General features: G+C 73.1%; 22 protein-coding genes and 1 riboswitch. Of the genes, 13 read left to right on the top strand and 9 right to left on the bottom strand.

Going from position 1 to position 24,721, the window contains the following annotated elements:
• Position 1: 1 nt before the first annotated feature.
• Both ABZ808_RS04300 and ABZ808_RS04305 read right to left on the bottom strand, forming a co-directional pair.
• On the bottom strand, positions 2-739 hold the full coding sequence (locus tag ABZ808_RS04300) for an SGNH/GDSL hydrolase family protein (protein WP_357000709.1): 738 nt from the start codon (positions 737-739) through the stop codon (positions 2-4).
• Positions 740-782: 43 nt separating this feature from the next.
• Entirely contained in the window at positions 783-1,721 is a 939-nt protein-coding gene (locus ABZ808_RS04305; protein ID WP_357000711.1) for a sialidase family protein, read from the bottom strand.
• A 242-nt stretch (positions 1,722-1,963) separates the two neighbouring features.
• On the opposite strand from ABZ808_RS04305, the gene ABZ808_RS04310 reads away from it, so the two are divergent.
• Positions 1,964-2,536, top strand: a complete 573-nt coding sequence (locus tag ABZ808_RS04310; protein ID WP_357000714.1) for a hypothetical protein — start codon at positions 1,964-1,966, stop codon at positions 2,534-2,536.
• Between the two features lie 228 nt (positions 2,537-2,764).
• Here the strand turns inward: ABZ808_RS04310 and ABZ808_RS04315 are convergent, their stop codons facing one another.
• Together ABZ808_RS04315 and ABZ808_RS04320 are read right to left on the bottom strand one after the other, a co-directional pair.
• The gene (locus ABZ808_RS04315) at positions 2,765-4,009 is read right to left on the bottom strand and encodes an MFS transporter (RefSeq protein ID WP_357000716.1); all 1,245 of its coding nucleotides are present in this window, start codon (positions 4,007-4,009) and stop codon (positions 2,765-2,767) included.
• A complete protein-coding gene (locus ABZ808_RS04320; protein WP_357000719.1) occupies positions 4,006-5,568 on the bottom strand; it encodes an AMP-binding protein in 1,563 nt (520 codons plus the stop codon). The genes ABZ808_RS04315 and ABZ808_RS04320 overlap by 4 nt, the downstream gene beginning before the upstream one ends.
• 308 nt (positions 5,569-5,876) lie before the next feature.
• Between ABZ808_RS04320 and ABZ808_RS04325 the strand changes: the two genes are divergently transcribed.
• The 5 genes from ABZ808_RS04325 to ABZ808_RS04345 all read left to right on the top strand — a co-directional run bounded on the left by ABZ808_RS04325 (position 5,877) and on the right by ABZ808_RS04345 (position 11,058).
• The gene (locus ABZ808_RS04325) at positions 5,877-7,151 is read left to right on the top strand and encodes an SGNH/GDSL hydrolase family protein (RefSeq protein WP_357002746.1); all 1,275 of its coding nucleotides are present in this window, start codon (positions 5,877-5,879) and stop codon (positions 7,149-7,151) included.
• A 182-nt stretch (positions 7,152-7,333) separates the two neighbouring features.
• Positions 7,334-8,302 (top strand): alpha/beta hydrolase, encoded by a 969-nt coding sequence (locus ABZ808_RS04330; protein WP_357000722.1) that lies wholly within the window; start codon positions 7,334-7,336, stop codon positions 8,300-8,302.
• Positions 8,295-9,398: an alpha-hydroxy acid oxidase gene (locus ABZ808_RS04335; RefSeq protein ID WP_357000724.1), complete on the top strand. Its 1,104-nt coding sequence runs from the start codon at positions 8,295-8,297 to the stop codon at positions 9,396-9,398. Before ABZ808_RS04330 ends, ABZ808_RS04335 begins: the two co-directional genes overlap by 8 nt.
• Positions 9,399-9,404: 6 nt before the next feature.
• Complete coding sequence (locus ABZ808_RS04340; RefSeq protein WP_357000726.1) at positions 9,405-10,730, top strand: PLP-dependent aminotransferase family protein; 1,326 nt, start codon at positions 9,405-9,407, stop codon at positions 10,728-10,730.
• Between the two features lie 67 nt (positions 10,731-10,797).
• Positions 10,798-11,058, top strand: coding sequence for a hypothetical protein (locus ABZ808_RS04345; protein ID WP_357000729.1), 261 nt, complete (start codon positions 10,798-10,800; stop codon positions 11,056-11,058).
• Between the two features lie 153 nt (positions 11,059-11,211).
• Here ABZ808_RS04345 and ABZ808_RS04350 read toward each other — a convergent pair whose 3' ends face one another.
• The 4 genes from ABZ808_RS04350 to ABZ808_RS04365 form a co-directional block, all read right to left on the bottom strand.
• Positions 11,212-12,648: a glycine hydroxymethyltransferase gene (locus tag ABZ808_RS04350; RefSeq protein WP_357000732.1), complete on the bottom strand. Its 1,437-nt coding sequence runs from the start codon at positions 12,646-12,648 to the stop codon at positions 11,212-11,214.
• Positions 12,649-12,666: 18 nt separating this feature from the next.
• Positions 12,667-12,756, bottom strand: a riboswitch (ZMP/ZTP riboswitch).
• A gap of 103 nt (positions 12,757-12,859) precedes the next feature.
• Positions 12,860-13,729, bottom strand: a complete 870-nt coding sequence (locus tag ABZ808_RS04355) for an NAD(P)H-hydrate dehydratase (RefSeq protein WP_357000735.1) — start codon at positions 13,727-13,729, stop codon at positions 12,860-12,862.
• Positions 13,713-14,444 carry a histidine phosphatase family protein gene (locus tag ABZ808_RS04360; RefSeq protein ID WP_357000738.1) on the bottom strand — a complete coding sequence of 244 codons (732 nt, stop codon included), beginning with the start codon at positions 14,442-14,444 and terminating at the stop codon, positions 13,713-13,715. The genes ABZ808_RS04355 and ABZ808_RS04360 overlap by 17 nt, the downstream gene beginning before the upstream one ends.
• 72 nt (positions 14,445-14,516) lie before the next feature.
• The gene (locus tag ABZ808_RS04365) at positions 14,517-16,076 is read right to left on the bottom strand and encodes a glycosyltransferase family 39 protein (protein WP_357000741.1); all 1,560 of its coding nucleotides are present in this window, start codon (positions 16,074-16,076) and stop codon (positions 14,517-14,519) included.
• A gap of 210 nt (positions 16,077-16,286) precedes the next feature.
• Between ABZ808_RS04365 and ABZ808_RS04370 the strand changes: the two genes are divergently transcribed.
• From ABZ808_RS04370 to ABZ808_RS04385, 4 genes are read left to right on the top strand one after another with little or no spacing between them, the layout of a single operon-like run.
• Positions 16,287-17,177 (top strand): glycosyltransferase, encoded by an 891-nt coding sequence (locus ABZ808_RS04370; protein WP_357000744.1) that lies wholly within the window; start codon positions 16,287-16,289, stop codon positions 17,175-17,177.
• Positions 17,178-17,197: 20 nt separating this feature from the next.
• The gene (locus ABZ808_RS04375) at positions 17,198-18,172 is read left to right on the top strand and encodes an NAD(P)-dependent oxidoreductase (RefSeq protein WP_357000747.1); all 975 of its coding nucleotides are present in this window, start codon (positions 17,198-17,200) and stop codon (positions 18,170-18,172) included.
• A gap of 22 nt (positions 18,173-18,194) precedes the next feature.
• Positions 18,195-19,499: an acyltransferase gene (locus tag ABZ808_RS04380; RefSeq protein ID WP_357000750.1), complete on the top strand. Its 1,305-nt coding sequence runs from the start codon at positions 18,195-18,197 to the stop codon at positions 19,497-19,499.
• Positions 19,500-19,536: 37 nt separating this feature from the next.
• Positions 19,537-20,508, top strand: coding sequence for a DNA primase small subunit domain-containing protein (locus tag ABZ808_RS04385; protein ID WP_357000753.1), 972 nt, complete (start codon positions 19,537-19,539; stop codon positions 20,506-20,508).
• A 4-nt stretch (positions 20,509-20,512) separates the two neighbouring features.
• Here ABZ808_RS04385 and ABZ808_RS04390 read toward each other — a convergent pair whose 3' ends face one another.
• Entirely contained in the window at positions 20,513-20,947 is a 435-nt protein-coding gene (locus ABZ808_RS04390) for an Lrp/AsnC family transcriptional regulator (protein ID WP_357002748.1), read from the bottom strand.
• Between the two features lie 177 nt (positions 20,948-21,124).
• On the opposite strand from ABZ808_RS04390, the gene pdhA reads away from it, so the two are divergent.
• The 3 genes from pdhA to ABZ808_RS04405 are packed head-to-tail and all read left to right on the top strand — an operon-like array spanning position 21,125 to position 24,677.
• Positions 21,125-22,291, top strand: a complete 1,167-nt coding sequence (pdhA, locus tag ABZ808_RS04395) for a pyruvate dehydrogenase (acetyl-transferring) E1 component subunit alpha (RefSeq protein ID WP_357000755.1) — start codon at positions 21,125-21,127, stop codon at positions 22,289-22,291.
• On the top strand, positions 22,288-23,304 hold the full coding sequence (locus ABZ808_RS04400) for an alpha-ketoacid dehydrogenase subunit beta (protein ID WP_357002751.1): 1,017 nt from the start codon (positions 22,288-22,290) through the stop codon (positions 23,302-23,304). Before pdhA ends, ABZ808_RS04400 begins: the two co-directional genes overlap by 4 nt.
• Positions 23,301-24,677 (top strand): dihydrolipoamide acetyltransferase family protein, encoded by a 1,377-nt coding sequence (locus ABZ808_RS04405; protein ID WP_357000757.1) that lies wholly within the window; start codon positions 23,301-23,303, stop codon positions 24,675-24,677. Before ABZ808_RS04400 ends, ABZ808_RS04405 begins: the two co-directional genes overlap by 4 nt.
• The last annotated feature ends 44 nt before the right edge of the window (positions 24,678-24,721 follow it).

Consider the following 24,721-nt stretch of genomic DNA (forward strand, 5'->3'; position numbering starts at 1 on the left):
GTTATTGCCACGACTCGCCGAGGTTGGGGGCAACAACTTCATGATCACCGTGGGGTCCGGGGGTGGGGTGGGGGCGGGTGGACAGGGCGCGGAGGGTTTCTGCTGTTGCTATGGCGTCGCTGCGGGCGCTGCCGTGGCGGCCGTCGGTGCTGTAGAGGGTCGGGTCGGCCGTCAGGGGATGGTCGGTCAGGTGGACGTGCAGGGTGCTCAGCCGCTCGGCCAGCCTTGCGGTGTGGGCGGACAGTCGGCGCATCCGCTCGGCGAGACCGGCGCGCAGCGCCTCGGGGACCGCCGGGCTGTGCGACACGTCGAACATGCCGACCGTGATGACGTCGGCGCCGGCCCCGCGCAGCGCGCTGATCATCGCGGTCAGCTCGGCGTCCACCGCATCGGCGTCGTAGGCCGGGTGGAAGGCGTCGTTGCCGCCGCAGACCACCAGCGCCAGGTCCGGCTCGAAGGCCAGCGCCGGGGCGAGCTGGGTGGCCCGCACCTGGTGCGCGCGCAGCCCGCGTCGGCCCAGATTCCGGTACGCCAGCTCGGGGCGGACGGCTGCCAGTTCGGCGGCGATCCGGTCGGCCCACTGCACGTCCGGGTAGCCCGGCGTCGGCTCGCACATGCCCTCCACCACACTGTCGCCGAGCGCCACGAACCGCCGCCACGGATGCCCGCGCAGCAGCTCGGCGGCCTCGCCGGGGCGCAGGCAGTACGGGTCCGTCGATTCGGTGAGCGTCGATGGCATGTCGGCACGCTAACCGACGCGGCACGCCTCGGCCATGGCCCGCTCAGCCGGTCACGGTGACCTCGGCCAGGTAGACGCAGGTCCGCTCCTCGTGGGAGGAGTAGTAGCTGACCCACAACAGGTCGTCGTGCCAGACCAGACCGGGATAGCTGGTGTCGCCGCCGGAGGGCAGCGCGACGAGTTCGGTCAGCTCGCCCCGCTCCGGGTCGACGGCGCAGATCGCGGTACGCACGTCGCCGTCGAGCAGGCGTACCCCGGCCAGCAGGCGTCCGTCGGGCAGCCGGAGCAGCGCCGGGCCGCCCACCTGGACACCCAGGTCGGTCCAGCACCAGTCCCGGTACGGCGGCACGGACCGGCCGAGCTGGGCGGTGGCGCTGTCCCCGTCGCGGCGCAGCAGGCAGAGGGCGGTGCCGTCCGGTTCGAAGACGAGCCCCGACTCGTTGGGATAGCCGCCCTCGAACAGGGTCGGCACCCACGGCTGAAGGTCGATGCCGTCGGCGCTGCGGTAGAGGCGGGCGAACCGGGGCTCCCGGGTGGCGTAGCCGACGCCGTACATCGCATCGTCGTGCCAGGCGGCCCGCCACACCCAGACGCCCGGCTCACCGACCGGGGTCGGGTCGCCCCAGGCGCGCCCGTCGCCGGAGAGCCAGGTCAGCGTGTCGAACGTCCTGCTGCTCGCGCCGGTGACGGCCGCCGCCAGGAGTTGCAGGCGTCCGTCGGGCCGTACGACGAAACGCGGGTCGCGCAGGTCGGCGCCGGCCTGGCGGATCGTCGTGGCGTCGGTCCACGATCGCCCGTCGGTGGAGGTCAGCACCCGGATCACGCCGTCGTCGAGGAGGTGGGTCCGCCCTTCGCGGAAGGCGCAGAACCACCGTCCGTCGTGCCGGACGAGGTCGGTGAACGCGCTGTGCGGCGCGCGGTCGCCGATCCGGTGGACGGCGGCGACCTCGGCGGTGGTGCGGCGGGTGGGTGACGACGTCATGGGCGACTGCCTCCTGGCGCTGGGGGAGCGCGACGACGCTAGCCGCCGCCGACGACGCCCACACGGCCACGAGACGAACGCGCGTCGAACTCCCCGCCTGTCGGATAGGCGTCGCCGGCCCAACGGTGTCGGCGCGCTGAGCGGGGAAGGTGGTGTCGGGCGGTCACGATGGTGCAGAGGGCTCGCACCGCGTCCGCTGTGGATGCGTTCGTGCCGGTCACGTCGGTGCGGAGGTGGCAGCCGTGCTCAGTTCGTTCCTGCAGTCTTTGGCGACCAAACTGGTCGAGGAGATCCTCAAGCGGGTCGTCGAGTGGCTCGCGCCGAAGGCGCTGCGGTCCGTTCCGCATTCCGCCTCGCCGAACTGCCCGCGCTGCGGCGGGTACGGCGTCGCCCGCTGGGCGCCCGGTCGGGTGCGGCTGCTCTTCGTGCCGTCCCTGCTGGTCTTCACGTGGGGCTTCGCGGCCCTTCTGCTCGGCGTGCCGGCGACGGTGTTGGTCGTGGTCGGCGCGGTGTTGTCCGACGGCGTCGGCGAGATGACCGTCCTCGTCGCGCTGCTGGGTCTGCCGTTCGCCGCCACCGTCATGATCGCGGGCGCGTTGGGGCTGGCCTACTACCACAGCTACCCGCCGAAGCGGTGCCACCGCTGCCAGGGCAGCTGGCCACGGCGTGAGCGCGACGAATATCTGCGGTCGACCCGGCCGGTGTTCACCTGTGGTTGCGGCCAGCGGCTCCGGGTGCCTCGGGCCGCCGGGGCGCGGCTGCGCTGCCCGCGCTGCGGCGCCGAACACGCCGTCCCGACCCCGGCGGGCCGCTGACGCGACGGGGGCGGGACCGACGATCACCTGCGCACCCTCGGCGACCTGGGCGGGAGGCGGCTGCGCTAAGAACGCCGCCCCACCCAAACCGGCCGCTGCCCCGGGGCCACCTCGTTCGTCGCCTTTGCTCTGCTTCAACGGACGCAACACTGACGTGCCGAATCCGTTGCGTGGGGTGAAGCAGAGCAAAGGTGGTGAGCCGACCCATGGGTGGTCGCGCCTTGGCGATCAGCCGCCGTCGGTCGCCGCAGCCGGGGTGGTGGCGGGGGTGGGGCGTCGTGGGGGGCTTGAGTCGTCCACACGGGTCAGCAGAGAGAACGCGCTGACCAGCAGGCTGGCCACGGCCATGGCCAGCAGCGCCGGGGTGAACCCGAGCGCGTCCACCGACCAGCCGCCGAGCAGCGCGCCGACCGGCAGCCCGACGAAGGCCAGCGAACCGGAGATGCCGATCACCCGGGTCTGCAGATCCGGCGGCACCCGTTCGTAGAGCGCCACCCCGAGCAGCGGGTTGACGGCCGCGATGCCGATTCCGGACAGGAAGGTCACCACGAGCACCACCGGCAACTCGTCGCTGATCGCCAACGCGACCAGCCGGGGTGCGCCGCCGACCATCGCGCCGATCAGGAACGTCAACCGGCGCGGCAGTCGGGGCCCGAGCGCGGTGAACAGCACGTTGCCCAGCAGCGCGCCCGCCGAGAACGTCGCCAGCACGACGCCGAGCCCACTCGGGCCGTGCAGTTCCCGGGCGACCCAGAACGGGATGTAGACAGCCACGCTGGCGTTGGCCACCATGTTCAGGGCCGAGACGACCCCCAGCATGCCCAGCAGGGGCCGGTCCCGCCCGAGGTACCCGAACCCGGCACGCAGCGCGCGCAGGTAGCTCACCGGCTCGGCGGCCTGCGCCGGGGCCGCCGGTGGCCGGACCAGGACGCCGATCAGCAGCGCGCAGATCCCGAAGCTGGCCGCGTCGATGAGGAGCGCCTCGGTCACCCCGAACGCGGCGATCAGCACGCCACCCACGGCCGCGCCGAACAGGGTCACCACCCGGCTCAACCCGTCGTACGCCGAGGTCAGCCGGATCAGCGGCACCCCGGCGGCCTCGGCGACCGGCCGGAACATGACGTTCTTGACCCGGTCCCCGATGCCGCGCAGCGCGCCGGCCACCGCCACCAGCGCCACCAGCGGAACGAACCCCAGCCACGGAGTCAACGCGACGACGACCATGGCCACCGCGCTGCCCGCGTCACACAGGATCGAGGTGCGGCGCAGCCCGATCCGGTCCGCCCACGGCGTGCCCAGCGCACTGGACAGCAGGTACGGCAGCGTCTCGGCGAACGCGACCAGGCCCATCTTGGTGGGGCTGCCGGTGGTTACGAGGACCAGCCACGGGATGGTCACCACCGAGATGCGGGTGCCCAGGTTGGAGATCAGGTCCGCGCTGACCAGGACGGCCAGCTGCCGACGGGGGGTCACGCCCCGACCGTCGCCGCCCGACGGGCGGCGTAGTCCTCGCGCAGCGCTCGTTTGTCGATTTTTGCCGACCGGTTCAGCGGCAGCCGGTCGGTGAACTTCACCCCGGCTGGCGCCCACATCTCGTTGAGCTCGGTGGTGACCAGGTCGATCAGCTCCGCGGCGGTGACCGTGGCGCCCGGGGCCGGCACCACGTACGCGTACGGGACCTCGCCGACCGCGTCGTCCGGCACGCCGATGACGGCGGCGGCCCGTACCTGCGGATGCCCGGCCAGCACGTCCTCGATGGGGCGGCAGAAGATGGCCCAGTTCCGACGATGCGTGACGATCATGTCGTGTGCCCGGTCGACGAGGTAGAGGTAGCCGTCGTCGTCCAGGTGGCCGATGTCGCGGGTACGCACCCAGCCGTCGACAATCGTCTGCGCGGTCAGCTCCGGTTGACCGTGGTAGCCGGCGAAGCTCAGCCGGGTGTGCACCCACACCTCGCCGTCGCGGCCCGTCGGCAGCACCGCACCGTCGTCGTCGCGGATCTCGATGCGTACGTCGCCGTAGGGGCGGCCGCAGGAGCGCAGCCGCTCCGGGTGCTCCGGATCGTCGGTCAGGCCGGGCAGCGCGGTGATCACGACGGCCTCGCTGAGGCCGTACACGATGCGCAGCACCGGGCCGAACCGCGCGATGGCCTGGCGCAGCCGGGCGGGCGCGGCGGGCCCGGCGCCCACGTTGAACATGAACATGGCGGAGAAGTCGGCGCCGACCAGCGCCGGGTGGTCCAGCAACTCGTAGAGCATCGGCGGGGTGACGAACGTGGAGTTGATCCGCTCGCGCCGCACGGTGTCCACGAAGGCCACCGGGTCCCAGTCGTCGCGCAGCACCAGCACCCCGCCGGTGAAGAGGTTGAACAGGGTGGTGATCTGGCCGCTGGCCAGCCACATCGGCGAATGCGACAGGTGCCGCAGCAGCGGGAACCCGGCGGCGCGGAAGTCCGCGGCCAGCGTGAGGATCTGGTCGTAGAAGCTCTCCCGGTGGTGCACCAGCTTGGGACTGCCGGTGGTGCCGCTGGTCTGTAGGAACGACTCGGGCGCCGGCACCCGCGCCGGCGGCGCCACGGCCTCGCCGGCGTCGGCAGTGAGGTCCGGGCCGGCGCCGCCGGGGCCGAGGCAGCACACCGGGGTGCCGGGCAGGGCGGCGGCCAGCGCCGGACCCAGACTGGCCGGGTCCCGCGCGTCGTAGACCAGGGCGTCGGGGCGGGCCAGCCCGATGAACTCGTCGACCTCCCGGCGGGCCGTGACCGGGGCGACCCACATCGTTCGGCAGCCGATCAGGTGCAGGGCGAGTTGCAGCAGCGGCCCCTCCACGGCGTTCGCCACGGTCACCAGCACCGCCGCGCCCGGCCGCACGCCCTGCCGGGTCAGCGTCGCGGCCATCGCGCGCACCAGCGCGGCAGCCTCGGTGTACGTGAGGCGACGGCCCCCGCCGACGAGCGCCTCCCGGTCACCGAAGCCGGCGAAGAGGTCCAGCGCCCTGTCCACGTAGGTCGTCCCGTGCCCGGGTCCGTCAGTCATCCGGCAGCCCCCATCCACGAAAGCGGCGGTCTCCGGGCAGCACCCCGGTGAACGACGTGGCGGTGGGCACCCCTCGGGCGACCGCACCGTCGCCTGCGAGCCTAGGCCGGCGAGGGCCGCCCGGGACCGGGCCGACGGGCGGTCCAGCAGGCCCGGCGGACATTTGATGGCGTCGATCAGGTCGATTGACGCTCATCATCGGCGGCGGCTAGGTTTCTGGACCATCGTCCAGGCAGGAGCTGTCAGCGGACGGCCCTGGGCTTCCACACGATGGAGGTTCGATGTCAATCCCGAAGAGATGGCACGTCATCGCCGCCGCGGCCGTACTGCTGGTCGCCGGAACACCCGCTGTCGTCGCGAGCGCCGGCCCGTCCGGGACCGCCGGCCGACCTGACCAGGCCGTATGGGCGGGCAGTTGGGCCGCCGCGGTCACCCGGGGCAACTCGGTCGGGCTGACCAACACCGGCCTGAACGACCAGAGCGTCCGGATGGTCGTGCACGTCTCGGTGGGCGGCCCGGCGCTGCGGGTCCGCCTGAGCAACCTCTACGGCGAGCAGGCGGTCGAGGTCGGTCGGGCCACCATCGCCCGTCCGAACACCGCGACCGTCGACGACGTCTCCGACATTGACCCGGCCTCGCTGCGTCCGCTGCGCTTCAACGGCGGCGCCTCGGCGACCATGCTCCGGGGCGCGGAGCTGCTCAGCGACCCGCTGACCTTCCCGGTCGCGGACGACAGCGACCTGGTGATCACCCTGCACTTCCCGACGCCGACCGGACCGACGACCTTCCACGGTCAGTCCCAGCAGAACAACTTCATCGGCGCGGGCGACCTGACCGGTGCCGCCGACGGTGCGGGCTTCACCATCCGGCCCACCTGCTGCTGGTTCTTCCTCTCCGGAGTCGACGTGCAGCGCAAGGCCAGCCCCGGCGCGCTGGTCGTGCTCAGCGACTCCATGGGTGACGGCAACGGCAGCACCGTCAACGCCAACCGGCGCTGGCCCGACCTGCTCTCCGACCGGCTGCTCGCCGACCGGCCGGACAAGCGCACCCCGGGTGTGCTCAACCTGAGCCTGGCCGGCAACCGGCTCAACCACGAGGGCACCGAGCCGGGCGACGGCAACTACCCCGGTTACTTCCAGCTCGGCCCGAACGCGGCGGCCCGCCTCAACGAGGACGTCTTCGCCCAGACCGGCGTGCGGACCGTCGTCACTCACCTGGGCATCAACGACATCTGGATGTCCAACGACTCACCCGAGGCGATCATCGCCACCCTGCGGCAGATCAACCAGCAGCTCCAGCAGCGCGGGTTGACCAGCCTGGTGGCCACGCTGACGCCGTACGAGGGGCACGGCGCGCCGGGCGTGTGGACGCCGCAGAAGGAGGCCACCCGGCAGGCGGTGAACGCCTACCTGCGCGGCAGCCGGGAGTTCGACGGGCTGCTCGACTTCGACCGGGTGCTGCGTGACCCGGCGCGACCCAGCCAGCTGCGGCCCGCGTACGACTCGGGGGATCACATCCACCCGAACGACGCCGGCAACAAGGCGCTGGCCGACTCCGTGCCGCTGCGGCTGCTCGGGCTGTGACACCTGCAGGGGGCGGCGGATGACGCGCCGCCCCCTGTGCCGGCATCGGGGGAGGACCCCGGTTGGAGGGACCACTCGCGATGCCCCGGCTGGCAGTCACCGAGAAGCCGCCGTACAGCGGCAGTCTCTTCCTGCGTGGCATCGACAAGCTGCTGGTCAGCACCGGCGGATAGGAGACCCGCATGGCCCTGCACCCGGAGGTGGCGGCCTACCGGGCCGCGCGTGCCGCGGCCGACACGCCGCCGCTGTACACCCAGACCCTGCCCGAGGCACGCGCCGCGGACCTGGCGGCGATCCGCGCCGGGGGCGGCGCGGTCGAGCCGGTGACCGAGGTACGCGACGAGCTGATCCCCGGCCCCGCCGGGGACCTGCCGATCCGGGTGTACCGGCCGGCCGGCCGGGGACCACTGCCCACCCTGCTGTACTTCTTCGGTGGCGGGTGGACGCTCGGCAGTGTCGACACCGCCGACGGCATCTGCCGACGGCTGGCCAACGCGGTGCCGTGCCAGGTGGTGACCGTCGGCTACCGGCTGGCTCCGGAGCACCCCTTCCCGGCCGCGGTGCACGACTGCCACGCGGCCACCGCCTGGATCGCCGACAACGCCGACCGGCTCGGCGCGGACCCGGATCGGTTGGCGGTGGGCGGGGACAGCGCGGGCGGGAACCTGGCCGCCGCGGTGACCCTGCTCTGCCGCGCGGACGGGCCGGCCCTCGCCGCGCAGCTGCTGGTCTACCCGAACACCGACCAGAGCGGCGAGCCGGAGGGCCCTGTCGGCGACGACCCGGCGCTGTTCAACAGTCGGTCGGTGGCCTGGTACCGCGCGCACTACCTGACCGATCCGGCGCACGCCCGGGACCCCCTCGCATCGCCGCTGCTCGCCGACGACCTGTCGGGCCTGCCCCCGGCGCTGGTGGTCACCGCCGAGCTGGATCCGCTCTGCGCCGAGGGGCAGCGCTACGCCGAGCGGCTGCGCGCCGCCGGGGTGCCCACCCGCCTCGACCACTACCCGGGGATGATCCACGGCTTCTTCGCCATGCCCGGCACGTTCACCGACGGCCGGCGGGCACAGCGCGTCGCGGCGACGTTCCTGCGCGAGGTGTTCGGGCTGCCGCCCGAACCGGCCGACGCGGCGGGGGTGCGTGGTGCCTGAGCGGGTACGCGCCGAGACGCCGCCGGTGTCGTTCGACGACTACGCCGGGCGCGCCCGCGCGGTGCTGGCCCCGGACGTGTGGGACTACGTGGCCGGTGGCAGCGCGGCCGAGGTGACCCTGGCCGCCAACCGGACCGCGCTGGACCGGGTCGCGGTGCTGCCCCGGGTGCTGCGCGCCAGCCACACCGTGGACCTCGGCACCCGGCTGCTCGGCCGCCCGTACGCGATGCCGGTCGGGGTGGCGCCGATGGCGTACCAGCGGCTCGTGCACCCGGACGGGGAGCTGGGCCTGGCGGCGGCGGCCGGCGCGGCCGGGGTGCCCTACCTGGCGAGCACGTTGAGCAGCACGCCGATCGAACAGGTCGCGGGCGCGGGCGCGGAGGTCTGGTTCCAGCTCTACTGGCTGCGCGAGCGCGCCCTGGTCCGCGACCTGCTGGACCGGGTCGTCGCGGCGGGGTGCCGGGCGCTGGTGGTCACCGTGGACGTCCCGGTGCTCGGCCGGCGCCCCCGTGACCTGCGCAACGCGTTCCAGTTGCCCCCCGACGTGGTCGCCGCGAACCTGCCGCAGGGCCGCGACGCGCTGGCGCACAGCGGCGCGCCCGGCGTGTCCGCGATCGCCGCGCACACCGACGCGTCGTTCGAGTCGGCCCTGCGGTGGACGGATCTGGCCTGGCTGCGCGAGCACGTCGACCTGCCGCTGGTCGTCAAGGGGGTGCTGGACCCCCGGGACGCGATCGAGGCGGTGCGGGTCGGCGCGGACGCGGTGGTCGTGTCCAACCACGGCGGTCGGCAACTGGACGGGGTGCCGGCCAGCGTCACCATGCTGCCGGAGGTCCTCGCTGCGGTCGGTGACCGCTGCCAGGTGCTGCTGGACAGCGGCATCCGCGGCGGCACCGATGTGCTGCGGGCGCTCGCGCTGGGTGCCGCCGGGGTGCTGGTCGGCCGGCCGATGCTCTGGGCGCTGGCCGTCGGGGGGCAGCAGGGCGCGCGGGACGCGCTGGTGTTGCTCGCCGCCGAACTGCGCGACGCCCTCACCCTGGCCGGCTGCGCCGACCCGGCGGCGGCGGCCGATCTGCGTACGCTCGGGGCGGGTTGAGCGGGCGTGACCACTGAAGCGGTCGACCTGCTCGTCGCCGACCTGCACCCCGCGCTGGGTGACCCGGCGCTGACGTCGATGAACTTCCTCAACGAGGTGTCCGAACGCTATCCGGCGGCGGTGTCGCTGGCCGCCGGACGGCCGTACGAGGAGTTCTTCGACGTGGCGGCGGTGCACCGGCACCTGGAGACGTTCCACCGGCACCTCGTCGACGATCTGGGCCACCGGCCCGAGCAGGCCCGGCGGCTGCTGCTGCAGTACGGCCGGACCAAGGGCATCGTGCACCACCTGATCGCCCGCAACCTCGCCGTCGACGAGCAGATCACGGTCGACCCGGAGGCTGTGGTGGTGACCGTCGGCTGCCAGGAGGCGATGTTCCTGGTGTTGCGGGCGCTGCGGGCCGGGCCGGCCGACGTGCTGCTCGCGGTCGCCCCGACCTACGTCGGGCTGACCGGCGCGGCCCGGCTCGTGGACCTGCCGGTGTGGCCGGTCGCCGGTGGACCAACCGGGGTGGACCTGGCGGACCTCCGGGCCCAGGTGCGCCGGGCACGCGCGCAGGGCCACCGGCCGCGGGCCTGCTACGTCATGCCGGACTTCGCCAACCCGTCCGGGGTCAGCATCGACACCGCCGACCGGCGGAGGCTGTTGGCGCTGGCCGCCGAGGAGGACCTGCTGCTGCTGGAGGACAACCCGTACGGGCTGTTCCCCGTCGACGACGGGCCGCGCCCGCCCACCCTCAAGGCGCTGGACACCGACCGGCGGGTGGTCTATCTCGGCTCGTTCGCGAAGACCGTGCTGCCCGGCGCGCGGGTCGGCTACGTGGTCGCCGACCAGCGGGTGGCGGGTACGGACGGCCGGGTCGGCCCGCTCGCCGACCAACTCGCCATGATCAAGAGCATGGTCACGGTGAACACCTCGCCGATCGCGCAGGCGGTGATCGGTGGCCGTCTGCTGGAGCACGGGTGCAGTCTGGTGCCGGCGAACACCCGGGAGCGGGCCGCGTACTCCCGGAACATGCGCCACCTGGTCGCCGGCCTGACCCGGCGCTTCCCGGCCGACCCGGACCGGCCGGCGGCGGTGCGGTGGACGGTGCCCGCCGGTGGGTTCTTCGTGGTGGTGACCGTGCCGTTCGAGGTCGACGACGCGCTGCTGGACATCTCGGCGCGCGACTACGGAGTGCTCTGGACGCCGATGGCGCACTTCTACGACGACACCGTGCCGGTGCGTGCGCTGCGGTTGTCGGTCAGCGCGGTGACACCGGAGCAGATCGACGTGGGGCTCGACCGCCTCGCCGCCCTGATCACCGACGTGCTGGCCCGCTCTGCGGATTGACACACCGCGTTCACCGGATAGCAATGTGCGACGGCCGATTCACCGCCGTCCTTGTTGGACGGTCATAATGGGACGCATGGTTGCCTGGGAGTACGCCTTGCTCGTCCGTCGCTATCAGGGACAGGGCCGCAATTTTCACGTCTCGTTCGTCTGGTACGGCCCTGACGGGTCACGCAAGGACATCACGGCCTTCGGGGACACCGCCATCGCGCACCTCAACCGCGCCGGCCGGGAGGGCTGGGAGCTGGTCTCCGCCGCCGAGGACGTCAACAACGTCCAGGGCAGCACCGAAGTCCACCGCTACCACCTAAAGCGCCCCCTAGCCTGACCACCCGCCCCACCCCGCGCTGCCCACCCCTGCCCGCCCCGCCCCCGCCCGCGTCGATCATGGAGTTGTGGTGGTGGACGAAAGTCGCCCACCGGCCCTTATCGGGCACCACAACTCCATGATCGACGCGCCTGGCTGGTTGAGGGCTGGGCTTTAGGACAGGTTGATGCTGGGGTAGAGGGGGTGCGGGGCCAGCAGGTCGGTGGCCTGGCGGGACACCTTGTCGGCCAGGGCCGGGTCGAGGGTGTACTTGGCCTTCGACGGGGTGCCGTCGGCGTTGGCGCCGGCGGTGGTGTGGGTCAGCACCGTGTGGATCAGCTCCGCCGTCTGGTCCATCTCGGCGGTGCCGAGCCCCCGCGTGGTCAGCGCCGGCGTGCCGATCCGGATGCCGGACGTGTACCAGGCGCCGTTCGGGTCCTGCGGGACCGAGTTGCGGTTGGTGACGACGCCCGAGTCCAGCAGAGCCTGCTCGGCCTGCCGGCCGGTGAGCCCGTAGCCGGACACGTCGATCAGCACCAGGTGGTTGTCGGTGCCCCCGGTGACCAGCTTCGCGCCGCGCCGCAGCAGCCCTTCGGCCAGGGCCTGCGAGTTGGCCACGATCCGCGACGCGTAGTCGGCGAAGTCGGGGCGACGGGCCTCGGCGAGGGCGACCGCCTTGGCCGCCATCACGTGCGGCAGCGGGCCACCGAGCACCATCGGGCAGCCCCGGTCCACCTGGTCGGCCAGCTCCGGCCCGCAGAGCACCATGCCGCCACGGGGGCCGCGCAGCGACTTGTGGGTGGTGGTGGTGACGATGTGCGCGTGCGGCACCGGGTCGAAGTCGCCGGTGAAGACCTTGCCCGCCACCAGGCCGGCGAAGTGCGCCATGTCGACCATGAAGGTCGCGCCGACCGAGTCGGCGATCTCCCGCAGGATCCGGAAGTTCACCTTCCGGGGGTACGCCGAGTAGCCGCCGACCAGGATCAGCGGCTTGAACTCGCGGGCTGCCTCGGCCACCCGGTCGTAGTCGATCAGGCCGGTCGTCGGGTCGGTGCCGTAGCTGCGCTGGTCGAACATCTTGCCGGAGATGTTCGGCCGGAAGCCGTGGGTCAGGTGACCGCCGGCGTCCAGCGACATGCCGAGCATCCGCTGGTTGCCCAGCTCACGCCGCAGCGCGAACCAGTCCGCCTCGGTGAGGTCGTTGACCTGGCGCACCTGCGCCTTCTTCAGCGCGGGGGCCTCCACCCGGTCGGCGAGGATCGCCCAGAAGGCGACCAGGTTGGCGTCGATACCCGAGTGCGGCTGCACGTACGCGTGCGCGGCGCCGAACAGCTCGCGGGCGTGCTCGGCGGCGAGGGCCTCGACGGTGTCGACGTTCTGGCAGCCGGCGTAGAAGCGGCGCCCGACGGTGCCCTCGGCGTACTTGTCGCTGAACCAGTTGCCCATGGCCAGCAGGGTGGCCGGGGAGGCGTAGTTCTCGCTGGCGATGAGCTTGAGCGACTCTCGCTGGTCGGTCAGCTCGGCGCCGATGGCGTCGGCGACCCGCGGCTCGACAGCCCGGATCACCTCAAGGGCACTCCGGAATGCGGTGGACTCGGCGTTGTGCGACATACGACCTCCTACAGACGTGCGGAAGGCCCAGGCGCTCGGCAAACGTCCTCGTGACGGGGCCGCTCCCTGATGGTTGTCCATCCCCACGCGCCAGTAACGGCCCGCGCCGATCCTACCGGGCCGGCCACGGCCCACCCGGCCGGCCTCCGGACGTGACCACCGAAGGTGCCCGGACGGCTGCCGAGCCCGTGGGGACGAGGCAGCCGTCCGGTCAGACGGTGGCGAGGGTGCGGGGGATCTCGTCGAGCAGTTCCCGGGCCAGGAAGCCGATCCGCCCGTACCGGGGGATCAGCCGTTGACCGCTCACCGCGTGCGCGAAGGCCCCCCAGCAGGCGGCCTGGGCCGGGTCGGTTCCCCGGGAGAGCAGCCCGGCCAGCAGGCCGGCGAGCACGTCCCCACTGCCGGAGGTGCCGAGCCCGGCGTCCCCGCTCTCCTCCCGCCACCCGCGCCCGTCCGGTGCGGCCACATGCCCGTAGAGCGACACGACGGCCTCGTACCGGGCGGCCAATTCGGCGGCCTCGGCGTCCAGGTCGTCGCCCGGCTCCCGGCCGAGCAGGTGCCCGGCCTCGGTGACGTTGGGGGTGAGCACCACCGGGCGGCCCGAGCCGACCAGCAGCGTCGGCTCGTGGCTGAGCGCACCGAGGGCGTACGCGTCGAGCACCAGCGGGGTGCGCGGCCCCGCCGCGTCCAGGACCAGGCCGAGCAGCTGGACGGTCTCGTCGATGCCCGTGAGGCCGGGGCCCAGGGCCACCACGTCGGCCTGGCCGACCAGCTCGTCGAGTTGGCCGCCCCGGTCGGCGACGACGGCGCCGTCGGAGGTCTCCGGGAGCCCGACCACCAGCGCCTCGGGCACCTGGATGCTCAGCGTGGCGGCGGTGGACTCGGCGGCGGCGAGCTGGAGCACCCCGGCGCCGGCGCGCAGCGCGGCCACCCCGGCGAGCAGCACCGCGCCGGGGGTGAAGCGGGAGCCGCCGACCACCAGCACGGTGCCCCGGCTCTCCTTGCCGCCGGTCGGCACCGGCAGCGCCCACTCCCGCAGCAGTCCCGGCGTGATCACCTGCACCTCAGACCGGCTCGGCATGGACCTCGTCCTCCCTGGTCGGCTCGGCGCCCTGCCGGCGCAGGTGGCCGATCTCGTTGAAACCGCCCAGCGTCAGCCGGCCCTGGGCGTCGGCCGACCAGTCGGTGATCGAGCAGTTGGCGATGACGTGCTCGCGGGTCAGCTCCATCAGCTCCGGCTCGGTCAGCCCTTCGACCAGGTAACGCAGCAGGAACACCAGCGCGTCGTGGCCGAAGAGCAGCACCCGCTGACCGGCGTGGTCCCGGCGCAGGTCACCGAGGAGGCCCCGCAGGCGCAGCGCCACGTCGGTCCAGGCTTCGCCGCCGGGCGGCCGGTAGTAGAACTTGCCCAGCCGGGCGCGGCGCTCGGCCTCGTCCGGAAACCGCTGACGCACCCCGTGCCCGGTCAGGCCGTCGAGGATGCCCAGCTCCCGGTCGCGCAGCCGTTCGTCCCGGCTGACCGGGACCCCGGTGTCGTGCAGCGCCAGCTCGGCGGTGGAGACCGCCCGCAGGTACGGCGAGACCACCGCCACGTCGGGGCGGCGGTCCTCGGGCAGCCCGGCGAGCCAGCGGCCGGTCGCCCGGGCCTGCTCCTCGCCGGTGGGGGAGAGCGGCACGTCGGCGTCGCGGTGACCGAGCCCGATCAGCTCCGCGCCGGTGGCCTCGGCCCGGGTGGCCGCCACGTTCGCGGTGCTCTCCCCGTGCCGGATGATCCAGAGCGTCGACAGTTCCGCCATGCCCGACCCCCTACCCGGGTGCCGCCGACGGTAACCGTGTCACGGCCGGCACCGCGCCGGCCGTCGTGTCGCTCAGCCGCGCCGTTGCAGCAGTGCCACGGTCAGCCCGGTCACGTGTGTGACGCGGACCACGTCGTAGCGCTCGGCGAGCGCCGCCGACTGCTTCTTCGGCAGCCCGGTCAGCGGTGCGTCGGTGACGGTCGGCAGCAGCACCCACAGTCGGGGCTCGTCTCGCAGGCAGCGGGCCGGGTTGGCGCAGTCCGCGCCGAACAGTTCGTCGCGCTGGGCCGCCGACCGCTGCTGGAAGACGTTGCGGGGGGAGACGTCGTCAGGGAGGTAGTAGCGCACCCCGGGCTCGTGCATCCACCACCACGGGCCGCCCGCGACGAGGCCGTCGCCGGGCTGGTAGCCGGCTTCGATGACGCGCGCCGCCTCGGAGTAGGACAGCGGCGTGAACGCCCGCGCCTGCGGGTACGTGTACCAGCCATGCGAGAACTCGTCGCGCAGCGCGAGCTGACCGGGCACGGACAGGGCCGCGAGCACCACCAGCGCCGCCGCCACCAGCGGCGCGCGGCGCAGCGCGGCGATCCCCGCACCGGCGAGCACCGCCCAGGCCGGCACGAGGAAGAGCAGGTACTTGGAGAAGAAGTAGTTGATGTCGCCGGTCGAGGCCAGCAGGATCACCGGCAGCGGCAGGACGGCGATCACCGCCGCCATGACGGTCCGGGACGCGGCGTCGCGCCGCAGGTGGGTCAGGACGCCCACCACGGCCAGCGCGGTCACCGCGACGGCCAGCAACGTCGAGCCGAGGACCTGCTCCCAGACCGTCCAGGGCGCGCTGTCCGGGATCCAGCTGATCTGCCGCCCCGCCTGCTTCATGCCCCGCAGGATCACCGGCGCGGCGATGCCCGCCCCGGCGGCGGAGGCGAGCACGAACCAGGCCAGCGACCACCAGCGGCGCTGGCGCCAGCAGTGCAGGAGAACGGCCACGCCGTGCCCGAGGAGCAGGGTGAGCGCCACCACGTTCACCAGGCCGATTCCGGCCACGGCGAGCACGTACGCCGCCCACCGCAGCCACCCCGGCCGCTCCAACGCCCGGAGCAGGAACAGGGTGGCCACGGCCGCGGCGAGGACGACGAAGGCGTACGAGCGGGTCTCCTGGCCGAACCGGGTGACGGTGGGCACCAGGGCGAAGACGAAACCGGCGGCGACCCCCGCCGTCTGACCGAAGACCCGCCGCCCGACAAGCGCCACGCACGCGGTCGCCAGGATCATGGCCAGCGCCGACGGCAGGCGCACGGCGGCCGGCCCGGTGCCGAACAGGGTGGTCCAGCCGTGCATGAACAGGTAGTACGCCCCGTGCACGGCGTCGACGTTCGCCAGCATGTCGATGATCTGCCCGGTGGAGCGGGTCGCCACGTCGACGGTGACCAGCTCGTCGTGCCACATCTCCGGGCTGCCGATGCGCCAGCCGACCGCGAGGGCGGCGAACGCCGTCGGCCAGAACCAGACGCTCAGCGCCAGCCGACGCAGGAGTGGCAGTGACCGGCTGTCCGGTCCGGTGGTCGGCGAGGGCGAACCCACGTCGGTCTGCGCGGGAGGCGCGTCCGTGGTGACGGCGCGGTCTGACATCGGCATCCGATCGGGGGGCGTGCGGAGCGGGCGCGACGATGATAGCCGTCACCGGGCCCGCCGTCGGACCCCTCACCGTGGCGTGGCCCGCAGCGGTGTCGCGGCGCGTCGCGTCGGCGGTTCGCCCGTCACCGATCCGGACGGGATGCCTGATAATGTGGCCCGCGCCTGTCGCGCACTTCCACCACGCACAGTTAGGCCTGCGGACCGATGATTGTCGACATCATGCTGCCGTACTACGGGAGTGTGCCCCTCATGCAGGCGGCGGTACGCAGCGTGATGGCACAGAGTGACCCTGGCTGGCGCCTGACGGTAGTCGACGACGGCCGGGAGCCGGGGGTGCCGGAGTGGTTCGCGGGCATCACCGACGAGCGGGTCCGCTACCAGCGCAACGAGCGCAACCTCGGCGTCACCGGCAACTACCGCAAGTGCGTCGGCCTCGCCGAGCACGAGTACCTGGTGATGATGGGCACGGACGACATCATGCACCCCAACTACGTCGCGACCGTGCGATCGGTGATCGAGGAGTACCCGGGCGTCTGCATGATCCAGCCCGGGGTCGAGATCATCGACGCCGACGGCAACGTGGTCAACACGATGGTCGACGAGGCCAAGCGGCGGCTCTACGCCCCCCGGATCGAGACCCGGGAGCTGATGGGCGGCGAAGACCTGGCGGCCAGCCTGCTGCGCGGCTGCTGGTTCTACTTCCCGTCGATCTGCTGGCGGACGGACGCGCTCAAGACCGTCAACTTCCGCGACGAGTTCCAGGTCATCCAGGATCTGGCCCTGGTGATCGACCTGGTCCAGCGGGGCGAGCAGATGGCTGTCGACAGCACCCTCTGCTTCCAGTTCCGCCGACACGCGGTCAGCAAGTCCGCCGCCGACGCGGTCAACGGCTCCCGGTTCACCGAGGCACGGGCCTACTTCGTCGACGTCGCACGGCGGATGGACGAGCAGGGCTGGCCCCGGGCGGCCCGGGCGGCCCGCCGCTACACCTCGTCGCGACTGCACGCCATCACGCTGCTGCCGGCGGCCGTCCGGTCGGGCAAGATGACCGGCGTGCGCAGCCTGTCGCGGCACGCGTTCGGGCCGGGCCGATGAGCGACAGCCAGGGGAGCGGCATGAACGTCAGACCGTGGCACCGTGGCGAGGACGCCGGGCCGTCCCTGCGGGTGGCGGTGCTCGGCGGTACGGGCTTCCTCGGTCGTCCCATCTGCCGCGCGCTGGCCGACCAGGGGCACGCCGTGGTCGCCGTCGCGCGCCAGCCGAGGGACCTCGGCCCGGGGGTGGTGGTCCGCGCCCTGGACCTGGCCGCCGCCGACGTCGACGAGATCACCGACGTGCTGCGGGAGCTCGACTCCGACGTGGTGATCAACGCGGCGGGTGGGATGTGGGGGCTGACCGACGAGCAGATGCTCGCGGTCAACGTCACCCTGGTCGAGCGGCTGATCGAGGCCGCCGGCCGGTTGCCCCGGCGGGTCCGGGTGATCCAGCTCGGCAGCGTGCACGAGTACGGGCTGGTCCCGGTCGACACGTCGATGCCCGAGACGCTGCCCGCCGCCCCGGTCATGCCGTACGGCGAGTTCAAGGTGCGCTGCACCACCGCGGTCGCCGAGGCCGACCGGCGGGGTCTGATCGAGGGCGTCACGCTGCGGGTCGGCAACGTCATCGGCGCCGGCCAGCCCGGGCACAGCCTGCTCGGCGTGGTCGCGGGAAAGCTGCGCGACGCCCAGCGGGCCGGTGAGCGGGCCCGACTGGAGTTGGCCCCGCTGGGTTCCCGCCGTGACTTCGTCGGGCTCAGCGACGTCGTCGCCGCCGTGTTGCTGGCCGCGGTCCGACCCCAGGCGGCCGGTCGCGTGATCAACATCGGTCGGGGGGTGGCGGCCAGCGCGCGTGATATGGTCCAGCTTCTCATCGATGTGAGTGGGGTCCCGACCGACCTCATCGAGGGCGAGCGCACCGGCCCGGCCGAGACGACCTGGCAGCGGCTGGACGTCGGGTTGGCCGCCGAGGTGCTCGGCTGGGCGCCGAGCGATGATCTGCACACCGAGATGAAGCAGTTGTGGGAGCACGCCGGCGCCGAGGTGCCCGCCTGATGGTCGAGAGGTTCCTGGCCGCATGACTACCCCCGCCCTCGTCCGGTCCCGCGGCACGCTGGCCGACATGCTCTCCGGCCGCAGCAACGGCATCGGGCTGATCCGGCTCTGCCTCGCGGTGGGCGTCGTGCTGTCGCACTCCAAGCCGCTCGGCTTCGGCGCCAGCGACCTCGGCTACCACCTCACCGGTCGGCAGACCAACGTCGGCACCATGGCCGTGTACGGCTTCTTCGTGCTCTCCGGCCTGCTGATCACCCGCAGCGCCCGGCGTACCGGCATCATCCGCTACACGTGGCACCGCGCCCTGCGCATCTTCCCCGGTCTCTGGGTCTGCCTGCTGATCACCGCGCTGGTGGTCGCCCCGCTGGTCGCGCTGCGCGAGCACGGCACCACCGGCGGCTTCTTCGACAACGCCTGGGACCGGGGCGGCCCGCTGGCGTACCTGCAGGCGAACTGGTGGACCGGCGTCCGTCAGTACGGCATCCAGGACCTGCTCAAGGAGACCACCCCGTGGGGTGAGAAGAGCAATTCCAGCGTCTTCAACGGCGCGCTGTGGTCGCTCAAGTACGAGATGTTCTGCTACGTCGTGGTGGGCGTGCTGGCCGTGACGGCGGTGCTGCGCAACGCCCGCCGGTTCGTGCTGTTCCTGACCGTCGCCCTCTACCTGAGCATCCTGCAGGACTGGGTGAGCTCGGGGCGGGTGAGCGGCCCGGTGTCCACGGCGGCCTGGACCTTCGACTCGCCCCTGGTGGGCGTCATGAGCTTCCACTACATCGTCTACCTGGGCTTCCTGTTCGCCTTCGGCGCGACCCTGGACCTCTACCGGGAGCGGGTGCCGATCAACGACGCGCTCGGCATCGGCTCGGCGCTGGCACTCGGGCTGTCGCTGCTCTTCGGCGGCTTCTTCGTCATCGGGCTGCCCGCATTCGCGTACCTGCTGGTCTGGCTGTCGGTGCGGATGCCGCGTCAACTGCACTGGGTGGGTCGCAAGAACGACTACTCGTACGGCATCTACATCTACGGGTTCATCTTCCAGCAGGTGATGGCGAGCCTGGGCTGGAGCCGCTGGGGGTACGTGCCGTTCGCGGCGATGTCGGTGGCGGCGGCCTTCGCCGCGGCGTTCGTGTCCTGGAAGCTGGTCGAGCGGCCGGCGTTGCGGTTGAAGGACTGGACGCCGGGCTTCGTGGCCCGCCGGTCGTCGCAGACGGTGCCGGTCGAGCAGCAGACCGCGGTGGCCGAGGAACCGCCCTCCACGTCGCCGGTGTCGGTCGGCGACGTGACGCAGGAGTTGCCGCAGCAGCGCGCCACGCTGGTCCCCGGCCGGTAGCCCTCGGGCCCGCCGTCGGCGTCGTACCCTCGGGGGCGTGGCCACGGCGGCGCAGGAGATCCAGGTGGGGGAGCGGCTGGTCCGCGTCTCCAGCCCCGACAAGCCGTACTTTCCCGAGCGTGGGCTCACCAAGCTCGACGTGGTGCGGTACTTCCTGGCGGTGGGCGACGGCATCCTGCGCGCGTTGCGCGACCGGCCGACGATGCTGGAACGCTGGCCGCGCGGCGTCTTCGAGGGCGCGACGATCGCCACCCGGCAGACCAACCGGGGTGACGCCTTCTACCAGAAGCGGCTGCCGGCGGGCGCGCCCGACTGGGTGCGTACCGCGCACATCACCTTCCCCAGTGGCCGCACCGCCGACGAGGTCGCGCCCAGCGAGTTGGCCGTGGTGATCTGGGCGGCCAACCTGGGCACCCTGCGCTTCCACCCGTGGCCGGTGTCGGCCGCCGACGTGGAACGCCCCGACCAGCTGCGCATCGACCTGGACCCGATGCCGGGCGTCGGCTTCGAGCAGGTGGTGCCGGTGGCCCGGGAGGTGCGGGCGTTCCTCGCCGAGTTGGGCCTGACCGGCTACCCGAAGACCACCGGCGGGCGGGGCCTGCACATCTATCTGTCGATCGAGCCGCGCTGGAGCTTCGGCGAGTGCCGCCGGGCGGTGCTCGCGCTGGGCCGGGAGATGCAGCGCCGTCTGCCGGAGCTGGTCACCACCACCTGGTGGCGCGACAAGCGGGACCGGCCCGTGTTCGTCGACTACAACCAGATGTCGCGGGACCACACGATGGCCTCGGCGTACTCGATTCGGCCGACGCCCCGGGCGTTGGTGTCGGCGCCGCTGGACTGGGCGGAGCTGGACGACGCCCGGCCGGAGGACTTCGACGTGCTGTCCGTGCCGGCGCGGTTCGCCGAGCGGGGTGACCCGCACGCCGGCCTCGACGGCGAGCGGCACTCGTTGGAGCCGCTGCTGGAGCTGGCCGACCGGGACGGCGTGGAGGCTCCGCCGGAGCGCTGAGCGGTCACGCCCAGGGGCTGCCGGCCCCGTCGAACTCCTCGTAGACCAGCCAGGTGCGGGTGGACAGCACTCCGGGGATGCTCTGCACCCGGCCCAGCACCACGTCCCGCAGCGCGGCATTGTCCGGCGCGCGGACCAGCGCGAGCACGTCGTGGTCGCCGCCGAGCAGGGCGGCGTGCTCGATGTAGCGCACCTGGGCCAGCTCGGCCGACACCTCCCGCCAGGTGTTCTGCTGGATCGTCAACGCGATGTACGCCGAGGTGCCCAACCCGGCCGCCTCGGGCGCCACCTGGGCCCGGAACCCGGTGATGACCCCGTCGCGCAGCAGGCGCTCCACCCGGGCGTACGCGTTGGTGCGGGAGATGTGGATCCGTTCGGCCAGGGTCCGCACCGAGGTCCGCCCGTCCCGGGCCAACTCGTCGAGGATCCGGCGGTCCACCTCGTCCAGCGCTCGGGCCGAACGTCCCGATCCGATGGCGCGGCCCACCCCGTCGGCGGCCTCCTGGCTCACCGAAGCGCCCTTTCCATGCCGATCGTCCCGCCTTCGCCGTGGATCTTGAGTCAATCATCCGATGGCGGAAGCATAGGCCCACCACACGTCCCAGGAGGTCCCGCCGTGACGACCACACCCCAGGCGGTCCGCAGGGCATCCCCGCGCACCCGTCGGGCGGCCACCCCGCCCGACCCGGCGCGCCCGCTGCTGCCGACCGCCGAACCGGTCCGCCTGCTCGACCAGCGCGGCACGCCGCTGCCCGCCCGCACCGACTATCCGGAGCCGCCCGTCGAGGCGCTGCGCGAGCTGTACCGCCGGATGGTGCTCGGCCGCCGGTTCGACACCCAGGCGACCGCCCTGACCAAGCAGGGCCGGCTGGCCGTCTATCCGTCCTCCCGGGGCCAGGAGGCCTGCCAGGTCGCCGCGGTGCTCGCGGTCCGGGACACCGACTGGGTGTTCCCCACCTACCGGGAGTCGATGGCGCTGGTCGCCCGGGGCATCGACCCGGTCGAGGTGCTCACCCTGCTGCGCGGCGACTGGCACTGTGGCTACGACCCGACCGAGGTGCGGACCGCGCCGCAGTGCACCCCCCTGGCGACGCAGTGCGTGCACGCCGCCGGGCTGGCGCACGGTGAGGCGTACCAGGGCCGCGACACCGTGGCGCTGGCCTTCATCGGCGACGGCGCGACCAGCGAGGGCGACTTCCACGAGGGCATCAACTTCGCCGCCGTGTTCAAGGCGCCGGTCGTCTACTTCGTTCAGAACAACCGGTACGCCATCAGCGTCCCGCTGTCCCGGCAGACCGCCGCGCCGTCGCTGGCGTACAAGGGCGTCGGCTACGGGGTGCCCAGCGAGCAGGTCGACGGCAACGACCCGGTGGCGGTGCTCGCCGTGCTGACCCGCGCGGTGGAGCACGCCCGCGCCGGCAACGGGCCGTTCCTGGTGGAGGCGCACACCTACCGGATGGAGCCGCACACCAACGCCGACGACGCGACCCGCTACCGCGACAGCGCCGAGGTCGACGCCTGGCGCGACCGCGACCCGGTCGCCCGCCTGGAGACCTACCTGCGGGCGCGCGGGGTGCTCGACGACGCGGCGGTCGCCGAGGTCGCCGAGCAGGCCGAGGCGTACGCGGCGGACCTGCGGGCCCGGATGAACACCCAACCCACCGTCGACCCGCTGAGCCTCTTCGACCACGTCTACGCCGAGCCGACTCCGCAGTTGGTCGAGCAGCGCGAGCAGGTACGCGCCGAACTGGCCGCCGCGAGCGACGAGGACGGTGCCGCCTGATGGCCACCACCATGGCGAAGGCCCTCAACACCGCGCTCGCCGACGCCCTCGCGGCCGACGATCGGGTCGTCGTCTTCGGTGAGGACGTCGGCCAGCTCGGCGGCGTCTTCCGGATCACCGACGGCCTCCAGGCCCGCTTCGGTGAGAAGCGCTGCTTCGACACGCCCCTCGCCGAGGCCGGCATCGTCGGCTTCGCCGTCGGCCTGGCCATGTCCGGGCTGCGGCCGGTCGTCGAGATGCAGTTCGACGCGTTCGCGTACCCGGCGTTCGAGCAGATCGCCTCGCACGTGGCGAAGCTGCGCAACCGGACCCGGGGTGCGCTGAGCGTGCCCATCGTCATCCGGGTGCCGTACGCCGGCGGCATCGGCGGGGTGGAACACCACTGTGACTCGTCCGAGGCGTACTACGCGCACACCCCCGGCCTGAAGGTCGTCACCCCGGCGACCGTGGCCGACGCGTACTCGCTGCTGCGCGAGGCGATCGACGACCCCGACCCGGTGGTCTTCATGGAGCCCAAGAAGCTCTACTTCGCCAGCGCCGAGGCTGAGCTGCCGACGCGCGCCGAACCGTTCGGCCGGGCCGTGGTGCGCCGGCCGGGACGCGACGCCACCCTGGTGGCGTACGGGCCGGCGGTGCCGGTGGCGTTGGAGGCCGCCGAGGCCGCCCGCGAGGAGGGCTGGGACCTGGAGGTGGTGGACGTACGCACCATCGTGCCGTTCGACGACGCCACCATCACCGCCTCGGTGCGGCGTACCGGCCGGTGCGTGGTGATCCAGGAGGCGCCCGGGTTCGCCGGTGTCGGCGCGGAGATCGCCGCCCGCGTGCAGGAGCGCTGCTTCCACGCGCTGCACGCGCCGGTGCTGCGGGTGGCCGGGCTGGACATCCCGTACCCGGCGCCGATGCTGGAGCACACCCACCTTCCCGGGGTGGACCGGGTGCTCGACGCGGTGGCCCGGTTGCAGTGGGACGACCAGCCGGACGCGCGCTGGTCGACGCAGGGCAGCGCGGCATGACCACGGTCGAGCGGACGCAGGTCTTCCTCCTGCCCGACCTGGGCGAGGGGCTGAGCGAGGCCGAGATCGTCGAGTGGCGGGTGGCCGTGGGTGACGTGGTCACGGTCGACCAGAGCGTGGTCGAGGTGGAGACCGCCAAGGCGGTCGTCGACGTGCCCTGCCCGTACGCCGGACGGGTGGTTACCCTGCACGGCGCGGCCGGTGAGGTCCGTCCGGTCGGCCAACCACTGATCACCATCGCCCCGCTGGACGGCGACGGCGACGAGCCGGCCGGGCACGCCACCTACCGCGAGGAGGAGCGGGCCGGCTCCGGCAACGTGCTGATCGGGTACGGCACCGGGCACGGCGGCGCGACCCGCCGTCGACGCCGGCCCCGGCTGGCGGTGGCGCCCGAGCCGACCGACTCCCCGCAGGGCGCGGCACCTGACACGGCCGCCGGGAGCAGCCCGGCGGACGGCACAGGCCCGGCCGCACGCGCCGCGGTGCCGGGCGCGGCGCTGGTCATCTCGCCGATCGTCCGGCGGCTGGCCCGCGACCGGGGCGTCGACCTGAGCACGGTACGCGGCACCGGCCCCGGTGGAGTGATCCGTCGCGCCGACGTGGAGGCGGTGCTGGCCCCGCCCGCGGCCCGGCTCGCCGCCGCTCCGGACCCGCACGTCGCCCCGGCCCCCGCCGGGGACAGCGACGTGATCGTTCCGCTCACCGGCGTGCGCAAGGTGATCGCGGACAAGCTGTCCCGCAGCCGGCGGGAGATCCCCGAGGTGACCATCTGGGTCGACGTGGACGCTACCGGCCTGCTGGAGACCCGGGCCGCGATCAACGCGGCGACCCCGGACGCGCCGGTGAGCATCCTGGCCCTGCTGGCCCGGATCTGCCTCAGCGGGCTGCGCAGGTTCCCGCAGCTCAACGCCCGGGTCGACACCGAGGGGCAGCGGATCGTCCAGTCCGCAGGCGTGCACCTGGGTATCGCCGCGCAGACCGACCGGGGTCTGCTCGTTCCGGTGCTGCGCGACGCCCAGCGGCTCACCACCGCCGAATTGGCCGCCGAGCTGGCGGCCACCACGGCGCAGGCGCGGGCGGGCACGCTGCCGCCGGCCCGGCTGACCGGCGGCACGTTCACGCTCAACAACTACGGGGTGTTCGGCGTGGACGGCTCCACACCGATCATCAACCACCCGGAGGCGGCCCTGCTCGGCGTGGGCCGGATCGTGGACAAGCCGTGGGTGGTCGACGGGCAGTTGGCCGTGCGCAAGGTGACCCAGCTGAGCCTCACCTTCGACCACCGGGTCTGCGACGGCGGGGTGGCCGGCGGCTTCCTGCGGCACGTCGCCGACTGCGTGGAGCGCCCGGCGCTGCTGATCGCCGCCGTCTGAGACGACGTACCCCGGCCCCGGCGCCGCCCTGTGCGGGCGCCGGG

This window comes from Micromonospora sp. NPDC047527 (genome assembly GCF_040643015.1).
Classification (GTDB): domain Bacteria; phylum Actinomycetota; class Actinomycetes; order Mycobacteriales; family Micromonosporaceae; genus Micromonospora.

Bases quoted from the DNA above. Each gene is read 5' to 3' on its own strand.
- ABZ808_RS04300 (WP_357000709.1), bottom strand. From the start codon at position 739: ATGCCATCGACGCTCACCGAATCGACGGACCCGTACTGCCTGCGCCCC.
- ABZ808_RS04305 (WP_357000711.1), bottom strand. From the start codon at position 1,721: ATGACGTCGTCACCCACCCGCCGCACCACCGCCGAGGTCGCCGCCGTC.
- ABZ808_RS04320 (WP_357000719.1), bottom strand. From the start codon at position 5,568: ATGACTGACGGACCCGGGCACGGGACGACCTACGTGGACAGGGCGCTG.
- ABZ808_RS04330 (WP_357000722.1), top strand. From the start codon at position 7,334: ATGGCCCTGCACCCGGAGGTGGCGGCCTACCGGGCCGCGCGTGCCGCG.
- ABZ808_RS04345 (WP_357000729.1), top strand. From the start codon at position 10,798: ATGGGACGCATGGTTGCCTGGGAGTACGCCTTGCTCGTCCGTCGCTAT.
- ABZ808_RS04350 (WP_357000732.1), bottom strand. From the start codon at position 12,648: ATGTCGCACAACGCCGAGTCCACCGCATTCCGGAGTGCCCTTGAGGTG.
- ABZ808_RS04355 (WP_357000735.1), bottom strand. From the start codon at position 13,729: ATGCCGAGCCGGTCTGAGGTGCAGGTGATCACGCCGGGACTGCTGCGG.
- ABZ808_RS04360 (WP_357000738.1), bottom strand. From the start codon at position 14,444: ATGGCGGAACTGTCGACGCTCTGGATCATCCGGCACGGGGAGAGCACC.
- ABZ808_RS04365 (WP_357000741.1), bottom strand. From the start codon at position 16,076: ATGTCAGACCGCGCCGTCACCACGGACGCGCCTCCCGCGCAGACCGAC.
- ABZ808_RS04370 (WP_357000744.1), top strand. From the start codon at position 16,287: ATGATTGTCGACATCATGCTGCCGTACTACGGGAGTGTGCCCCTCATG.
- ABZ808_RS04375 (WP_357000747.1), top strand. From the start codon at position 17,198: ATGAACGTCAGACCGTGGCACCGTGGCGAGGACGCCGGGCCGTCCCTG.
- ABZ808_RS04380 (WP_357000750.1), top strand. From the start codon at position 18,195: ATGACTACCCCCGCCCTCGTCCGGTCCCGCGGCACGCTGGCCGACATG.
- ABZ808_RS04405 (WP_357000757.1), top strand. From the start codon at position 23,301: ATGACCACGGTCGAGCGGACGCAGGTCTTCCTCCTGCCCGACCTGGGC.